Origin of the sequence: uncultured Xanthomonas sp., assembly GCF_964278005.1 — a bacterium.
GTDB classification, from domain to species: Bacteria; Pseudomonadota; Gammaproteobacteria; order Xanthomonadales; family Xanthomonadaceae; genus Xanthomonas_A; species Xanthomonas_A sontii.
Map to the genome: position 1 here is coordinate 41,499 of NZ_CAXYKF010000008.1, position 6,438 is coordinate 47,936.

8 protein-coding genes are annotated in these 6,438 nt (G+C 69.5%); 3 read left to right on the forward strand and 5 right to left on the reverse strand.

Annotation, left to right across the window (positions count from 1 at the left end):
- The first annotated feature begins 298 nt into the window (after positions 1-298).
- Positions 299-742, forward strand: coding sequence for an inner membrane protein YiaA (gene yiaA, locus ACHWVH_RS05600; RefSeq protein WP_017908676.1), 444 nt, complete (start codon positions 299-301; stop codon positions 740-742).
- A 135-nt stretch (positions 743-877) separates the two neighbouring features.
- A complete protein-coding gene (locus ACHWVH_RS05605) occupies positions 878-2,020 on the forward strand; it encodes a PQQ-dependent sugar dehydrogenase (RefSeq protein WP_295930118.1) in 1,143 nt (380 codons plus the stop codon).
- 226 nt (positions 2,021-2,246) lie between these two features.
- Here ACHWVH_RS05605 and ACHWVH_RS05610 read toward each other — a convergent pair whose 3' ends face one another.
- On the reverse strand, positions 2,247-2,555 hold the full coding sequence (locus tag ACHWVH_RS05610; protein ID WP_017916324.1) for a hypothetical protein: 309 nt from the start codon (positions 2,553-2,555) through the stop codon (positions 2,247-2,249).
- 170 nt (positions 2,556-2,725) lie between these two features.
- Between ACHWVH_RS05610 and ACHWVH_RS05615 the strand changes: the two genes are divergently transcribed.
- Positions 2,726-3,232 carry a hypothetical protein gene (locus ACHWVH_RS05615; protein ID WP_394686824.1) on the forward strand — a complete coding sequence of 169 codons (507 nt, stop codon included), beginning with the start codon at positions 2,726-2,728 and terminating at the stop codon, positions 3,230-3,232.
- A gap of 120 nt (positions 3,233-3,352) precedes the next feature.
- Here ACHWVH_RS05615 and ACHWVH_RS05620 read toward each other — a convergent pair whose 3' ends face one another.
- The 4 genes from ACHWVH_RS05620 to ACHWVH_RS05635 form a co-directional block, all read right to left on the reverse strand.
- Positions 3,353-3,850, reverse strand: a complete 498-nt coding sequence (locus tag ACHWVH_RS05620) for a hypothetical protein (RefSeq protein WP_295926147.1) — start codon at positions 3,848-3,850, stop codon at positions 3,353-3,355.
- Positions 3,851-3,937: 87 nt separating this feature from the next.
- Positions 3,938-5,233 carry an APC family permease gene (locus ACHWVH_RS05625; protein ID WP_010341638.1) on the reverse strand — a complete coding sequence of 432 codons (1,296 nt, stop codon included), beginning with the start codon at positions 5,231-5,233 and terminating at the stop codon, positions 3,938-3,940.
- Positions 5,230-6,045: a L,D-transpeptidase gene (locus ACHWVH_RS05630; protein WP_394686825.1), complete on the reverse strand. Its 816-nt coding sequence runs from the start codon at positions 6,043-6,045 to the stop codon at positions 5,230-5,232. The genes ACHWVH_RS05625 and ACHWVH_RS05630 overlap by 4 nt, the downstream gene beginning before the upstream one ends.
- 131 nt (positions 6,046-6,176) lie before the next feature.
- On the reverse strand, positions 6,177-6,438 hold a 262-nt coding region (locus tag ACHWVH_RS05635), incomplete at its 5' end, for a hypothetical protein (RefSeq protein WP_394686826.1).

Consider the following 6,438-nt stretch of genomic DNA (forward strand, 5'->3'; position numbering starts at 1 on the left):
CCGCAACGGACGCCTGTCGTGGGTGCGGGCGCGTGTACTCGTCGCGTCGGCTTCCTGCCTGCGGCCTGCGTTCCCGGCCTTCCATGCAGGACGCGGCGTGACGCCGCCTGCATCTGCGGAAGCGTTCCGATGCGGCCTGCTGCAGGCGTCTACGGCGGGGCGGCGCAGCATCCACTGTGATCGGGTGCGTAACTCGCCGCTTTCCTCTACCTTATGCATTCAGGTTGCGTTGTCGGGATGCGCGCTGCGCCTCGCTCATGCGCCGATCCTGGTCTTCCCTCATCACAAGGAATTTCTCATGCAAGCTGCGCCCAAGACCTCCGCCGCCTTTATTGCTGCCTCCTGGGGGGCGTTGCTGCTGGGCACGGGCGGGTTCCTGATCGGCTTGTGGAATGCCGAAATGATGTTGAACGAGAAGGGCTATTACTTCACGGTCCTGCTGTTCGGCCTGTTCTCCGCGGTCTCGCTGCAAAAGAGCGTGCGCGACCGCGTCGAGGACATTCCGGTGAGTGGGTTGTATTACTCGATCTGCTGGTTCTCGGTGATCGCGGCGCTGGTGCTGTTGGCAGTCGGTCTGTTCAATGCAACCTTGTTGCTGAGCGAGAAAGGCTTCTATGCCATGGCCTTCGCGCTTAGCCTGTTCGGTGCAGTGGCGGTGCAGAAGAACACCCGCGATGCGGTGGGGGCCGGTCAAGGCGGCAAGCGCCACGTCGGGCAGACGCTGCCGCCTCCGCTGGAGTGATCCGGTCTGGCGCGCTGCCCCGGGCGGGCAGACCGCTGCCGTCGTGACCGCGACCACGGCTTGGCCGCGGCATGCTTGCCGTGCACGCGGGCTCTGCTAGGTTCGGGATTCGACCCCAACCGATAGGTGCACGTCATGCGAACTCCCCTGGGTTTGGCTTGCGCGCTGGCCATGGGACTGGCGATCTCTGCGGCGCACGCCGCCCCCGCCGACACGACCGCCGAGCGGCGTGGCGACTGGCCGTTCTCGGCGACCCCGGTCGCCACCTTCAACGAACCGTGGGCGATGAGCTTCCTGCCCGATGGCACTGCGCTGGTCAGCGAGAAGGGTGGCACGTTGAAGCGCATCGACCCGGTCAGCGGCCATACCGGCACGGTCAGCGGCGTCCCCACCGTGGCGTACGGCGGCCAGGGCGGTCTCGGCGACGTGCTGCCGCATCCGGACTTCGCCAAGAACGGCTGGGTCTACCTGAGCTACGCCGAACCCGGCAGCGGCGACACCCGCGGCGCGGCGGTGATGCGCGCCAAGCTGACGCTCGACAACAACGGCGGCGGCACCCTGTCCCAACAGCAGGTGATCTGGCGGCAGCAGCCCAAGGTGTCCGGCAACGGCCACTTCGGCCATCGGCTGGCGTTCGGGCCGGACGGCAAGCTGTGGATCAGTTCCAGCGAGCGGCAGAAGTTCGATCCGGCGCAGGACATGAGCGGCAACCTGGGCAAGATCGTGCGCCTCAACGACGACGGCAGCGTGCCGGCCGACAATCCGTTCGCCAACCGCGGCGGCGTCGCTGCGCAGGTGTGGTCGCTGGGCCACCGCAACGTGCTCGGCCTGGCCTTCGACGCCAACGGCCGGTTGTGGGAACACGAAATGGGCCCGGCCGGCGGCGACGAGCTGAACCTGATCCAGCGCGGCGCCAATTACGGCTACCCGATCGTGTCCAATGGCGACCACTACGATGGACGCCCGATTCCCGATCACAGCACGCGCCCGGAATTCGCTGCGCCCAAGGTGAGCTGGACGCCGGTGATCTCGCCGGCCGGCTTCGTCATCTACAACGGCAGCCGCTTCCCGCAGTGGCGCGGCAATGGCTTCATCGGCGGCCTGTCCTCGCAGTCGCTGGTGCGGATCGAGTTCAACGGCGAGACCGCACGCGAGGCCGCCCGCTACGACATGGGCAAGCGCATCCGCGAGGTGGAGCAGGGGCCGGATGGCGCGCTGTGGCTGCTGGAGGATGGCGCCGGTGGGCGGTTGCTGAAGCTCCAGCCGCTGGAGAGTTGAGGAGTACACCCGGCAGCGGCGGTTGCGCCGCTGCCGGGTGAGCGGCGTGGGGCGCACGCGCCTGCCGATGCGTCGGTGCTGGCGGCGTGGGTGCGATCAGGAACATCGCCGTGCTGCCTTCGTAGGCGCGGCTTCAGCCGCGACGGGCTTTACTGAGGACGGTCTTTACTGAGAAAGCCTGTCGCGGCTGAAGCCGCTTCTACAGGTGGGAACGTGGCGTGTCGCCTTATTCGCCGTTGCCGGCACGCTCCCAGGCGCGGCGCACCGCGTGGCGGGCCTTGCTCCAGCTCAGCGTCTGCGAGCCCTTGTTGTTGTCCCAGTCGCGGTGCAGTTCCGCTTCCACCTGCTCGTAGGCGCGGTTGAAGTCGCGGATGCGCGCCTCGTGGCCGGCGTGGTAGGCGGGTTCGTAGTCCTCGAACCGCTCGCCTTCGCTGTAATAGGGCTCGTCGGCGAAACGATCGCGCCAGTACTGCGAGACGCTGTTGCGGTCCTCGTCGTTGGGCGCACGGCCGGGAATCTGATACGGAACGCTCATGATGGTTCTCCGTGGGCGATGAATGCGCTTAAAGCTAGCCACGCCGGCGTTAAACCCGCCCCTGCGCGGTGTGATCGCGATATGAAACATTCATGCCTTCTGGCAGGCTGCGCCGGCGCTCAGGGTGGCTTACGATCCGCCGCTACGCCCTCTCTCTTCCGGCAAATCCCATGGCCGCCAACGGCATCGCCTTGTTGACCCCGTACCTGGCCACCGCCGGCGTCGGCTGGCTGTATTACCGACGCATCCGCCGCTATTTCGGCCGCCAGCCCTGGCAGCCGCGGCGCACCGGCGTGCGGCTGGGGTTCCTGCTGCTGGTCGCGGTCCTGCTGACCTGGCTGGCCGTCCAGTTGCCGGCCGTGCGCCTGGGCATGGCGCTGGGCGCCGTGGGCGGCGCCGCGCTGGGCGCCTTCGCCCTGCACCACACCCGCATCGAGCTGCAGGACGGCGCGCGCTGGTATACGCCAAATCCCTGGATCGGCGCCGCGCTGAGCGTGCTGTTGCTCGGGCGCCTGGCCTGGCGCTGGGCCAGCGGCGCCTTCGCCGGCGGCAGTGCCGAGACCCTGCAGAACGCCAGTCCGCTGACCATGAGCATTGCCGCGGCGCTGATCGCCTATGGGCTGGTGTACGCCGCGGGTCTGTTGGTACGCATGCGGTCGCTGACGCCAGCCGCCTGACGAAACGCGCCTGCCGATGACGACGCCATGGCGGCGGGCCTTCGGGCCGTGCAACCGCGTCAGTACGGAACTGCGCAACGGAGAGCGTCTCGCGCCAGGCCTGGCCTAGCTGGCGTGATGTCAGTGCGCGGCAGCCGCCGCTTCGTAAGGCAAGGCCGTGGTGCCGACCGCGCGCATCGGCGCATCGGCGGCGTCCAGTAGCTCCGGCTCGCCTTCGATCACCACCAGGATGCGCCCGGCCTCGATTTCCTCTTCGAAGTTGCGCCGCACCGGATCCGGCACGGTGGAACCGACCAGTGCCGAGGACCAACTGCCGACCAGGGCGCCGGCGATGGCCATGACCCCGGCGCCGGCCAGGGTGATGCCCAGCGGCGGCACCGCGATCGCCGCCAGCCCGGCCAGCAGTCCGGCCGCACCGCCGCCAAGGGCGCCGCGCGCCGCGGCCGGTACGGTGTCGGTCTTGCCTTCCTTGCGGTCGTCGGGGATGGCGTCCAGCTCGATGTCGCCGCGTGCGACCAGCGACAGGTCGTCGTTGTCGAGGCCGGCACCGCGCGCGGCCTGCAGTGCGCGCGTGGCGGTGGGCAGATCCGGAGCGCTGTAGACGCGGCGTCGTTTCATGGCGGGCGGCTCTCGCTGGTGGGCGTCCAGCGTCCGGGCGCCGCGGTTATCCGCGCGTGACCTGCGCGCAAGGCGGCGTGAAGGCGTTCATGCCGCGTCCTTGCGCGGGAACCGATAGAACAGCGCGCCCACCAGCAGCGCCACGCCCGCGGCGGCCAGGTTCTGCCAGCTGGCGCTGAGCAACAGTGCCAGCGCCAGCAACAGCGCCGCCAGCGGAATCAGCGGCCCGCCCGGCAGCCGCAGCGCGCCGGGCCGGTCGCGATAGCGCCGTGCCAGCACCAGCACCGCCGCGGCGGTGCCGATGTAGGCGAACAGGCGGGTGACCATCGACAGCAGCGCCAGTTGCACGAACGAGCCGGACAGGGCCAACGCCAGCGACAGCACGCCTTGCAGCAGGATCGCAGCGGCCGGCGTGCGGAAGCGCGGATGCACCCGCGCCAGGAACGCCGGGCCGTAGCCGTCCTTGGCCAGCGCGAACAGGAAGCGTGGCCCCAGCATCACCGTGTTGCTGGTGGTGCCGAGGATGGAGATGGTGGCGCCGACGGTGAGGATCAGCGCCAGCGCTTCGCCGCCGAAGCCGCTGGCGGCATCGGCCAACGGCGTCGCCGATTGCGCCACGTTGGGCAGCGTGCCCTGCGCCACCACCTGCACCGCGGCATAGATCAGGGTGACAGTGACGATCATGGTGATCAGCGCGAACGGCACGTCGCGGCGCGGATTGCGGTATTCGCCGGCGGCGGCCGGGATGTTCTCGAAGCCGGCATAGGCGAACAGCAGCAGCAACGCCGCCTCGCCGAGGTTGCCGACATCGCGCGGGTCCGGGGTCTTGCCGGAGAACGCCCACGACCAGTCCACGTAGAACACGCCGATCGCCACGAACAACAACAGCGGCACCAGCTTGCCGATCACCAACGCCACGCCGGTGCGCGCGGCCGATTTCACCCCGATCACGTTGATCGCGGTGAGCAGGCCGAGCGAGCCGACCACGATGGCCAGGCGCGCGCCGCCCCCGGCCGCGGCCGGCCAGAAGCGCACTACCGCATCGGCCAGGCCGTTGCTCAGCGCCGCCGCCGAACTGATGCGGGTCAGCCAGATCATCCAGCCGATCTCGAAGCCGGCGAAGCGGCCGAACGCCTCGCGCGCGTACAGGTAGCTGCCGCCCGGTTCGTCGAAGTAACTGGCCGCCTGCGCGTAGCACAGCACCAGCAGGGCCACCGCCACGCCGGCCAGCAGCACCGCCCACAGGCTCAGCGGCCCGAGCAGGGCGGCGGTGGCGGCCGGCAGCAGGTAGATGCCGCTGCCGATCACGTCGTTGATCGACAACCCGACGATCTGCCAGCGGCTGACCGCGCGGACCAGTCCGGGTGCGGGTGCCTGGCTCACGATGCCGGCTCCACGGCCGGCAGCGCCCACTCGGTCTGCAGGCGCCGGTAGGCACTGCGCGGCAGCAGCACGAACAGCGGCGCGGCGGACGGCCGCAACCACGCCAGCAGCCGCTGCATGTCGGCCGGCTGCATCGCGGTGCAGCCGGCGGTGGGCGCGCCGGGCGCGCGCCACAGGTGGGCGAAGATGCAACTGCCGGCGCCCGGCGTGGCCTGCGCGTTGTGCTGGATCACGAAGCCTTCGCGGTAGCGCTGATCGCCGGCGTGTTGCAGGTCCAGGCGCATCGGTTCGGTGGACCCGGCCACCGCGGCGCTGCCGACCTTGTCGGCATCGACGATCTGGTTGTACAGCGGCGATCCGGGCACATCGATGCAGTAGTTGCTCTGCTGCATCGCCTGGTAGGGCATGGCGCTGTCGATGCGCGACGCATAGCCGAAGGCTTCGCCGATGGTGAACACGCCGGCCGGGCTGCGGCCATCGCCTTCGCGCTTCTGCGGGCCGTCGTCTTGTGCCGGATGCAGGCCCAGGCCCCAGGCGCTGCCGTGGCGGCCGAGGCTCACGTCGAAGGCCTTGCCCTGCGCACGCCAGCCTTGTGCATCACGCTCGAACGCCTGCAAGGTGCCCTGCGGGCTGTCCCAGTCAGGCGCCAGCACCAAGATCAGTTGCTGCGCGCGCTGCACGGCCGGCACGGTGGTGTCGGCTGCCATGCCGGGCGCGCCGATCAGGGCGCACAGCAGGGCCAAGCCGATGCGCCAGGCGCGATGGCGGCTGGTGTGTAGTGGCGCGGCAGGGGATCGATGGAGCAGAGGCATGGGGATCTCCGGGGGCGACTTGGGCGCGAGGGCGCGCCTTGAGTGCAAGGTAGCGCAGTTGCGAGGCGGATGGTGCGCGCTGGTGCGGCGATCTTGTCGACGACTTGGCCGATGCGGTGGGTGGCAGGGAACTAGGCGTTGGCAACGCGTCGCCGTCGGTCTGATTTTTTCGATTGCTTGTTTCCGCACCGAGCAAGATGCTCGTTGCCGTTGCCGTTGCCGTTGCCGTTGCCGTTGCCGTTGCCGTTGCCGTTGCCGTTGCCGTTGCCGTTGCCGTTGCTCCGGCTTTTGACTTGCCGGGTTCCCTTCCGAAGCGGCGGCCGGCCCGGGGAAAAACCCCGAAGGGGCGGCGCACATGGATGTGCGCCGTTCGCGGCAGGGGCAGGATGCCCC

Coding starts and splice junctions, on each gene's coding strand:
- yiaA (WP_017908676.1), top strand. CDS start 299: ATGCAAGCTGCGCCCAAGACCTCCGCCGCCTTTATTGCTGCCTCCTGG.
- ACHWVH_RS05605 (WP_295930118.1), top strand. CDS start 878: ATGCGAACTCCCCTGGGTTTGGCTTGCGCGCTGGCCATGGGACTGGCG.
- ACHWVH_RS05610 (WP_017916324.1), bottom strand. CDS start 2,555: ATGAGCGTTCCGTATCAGATTCCCGGCCGTGCGCCCAACGACGAGGAC.
- ACHWVH_RS05615 (WP_394686824.1), top strand. CDS start 2,726: ATGGCCGCCAACGGCATCGCCTTGTTGACCCCGTACCTGGCCACCGCC.
- ACHWVH_RS05620 (WP_295926147.1), bottom strand. CDS start 3,850: ATGAAACGACGCCGCGTCTACAGCGCTCCGGATCTGCCCACCGCCACG.
- ACHWVH_RS05630 (WP_394686825.1), bottom strand. CDS start 6,045: ATGCCTCTGCTCCATCGATCCCCTGCCGCGCCACTACACACCAGCCGC.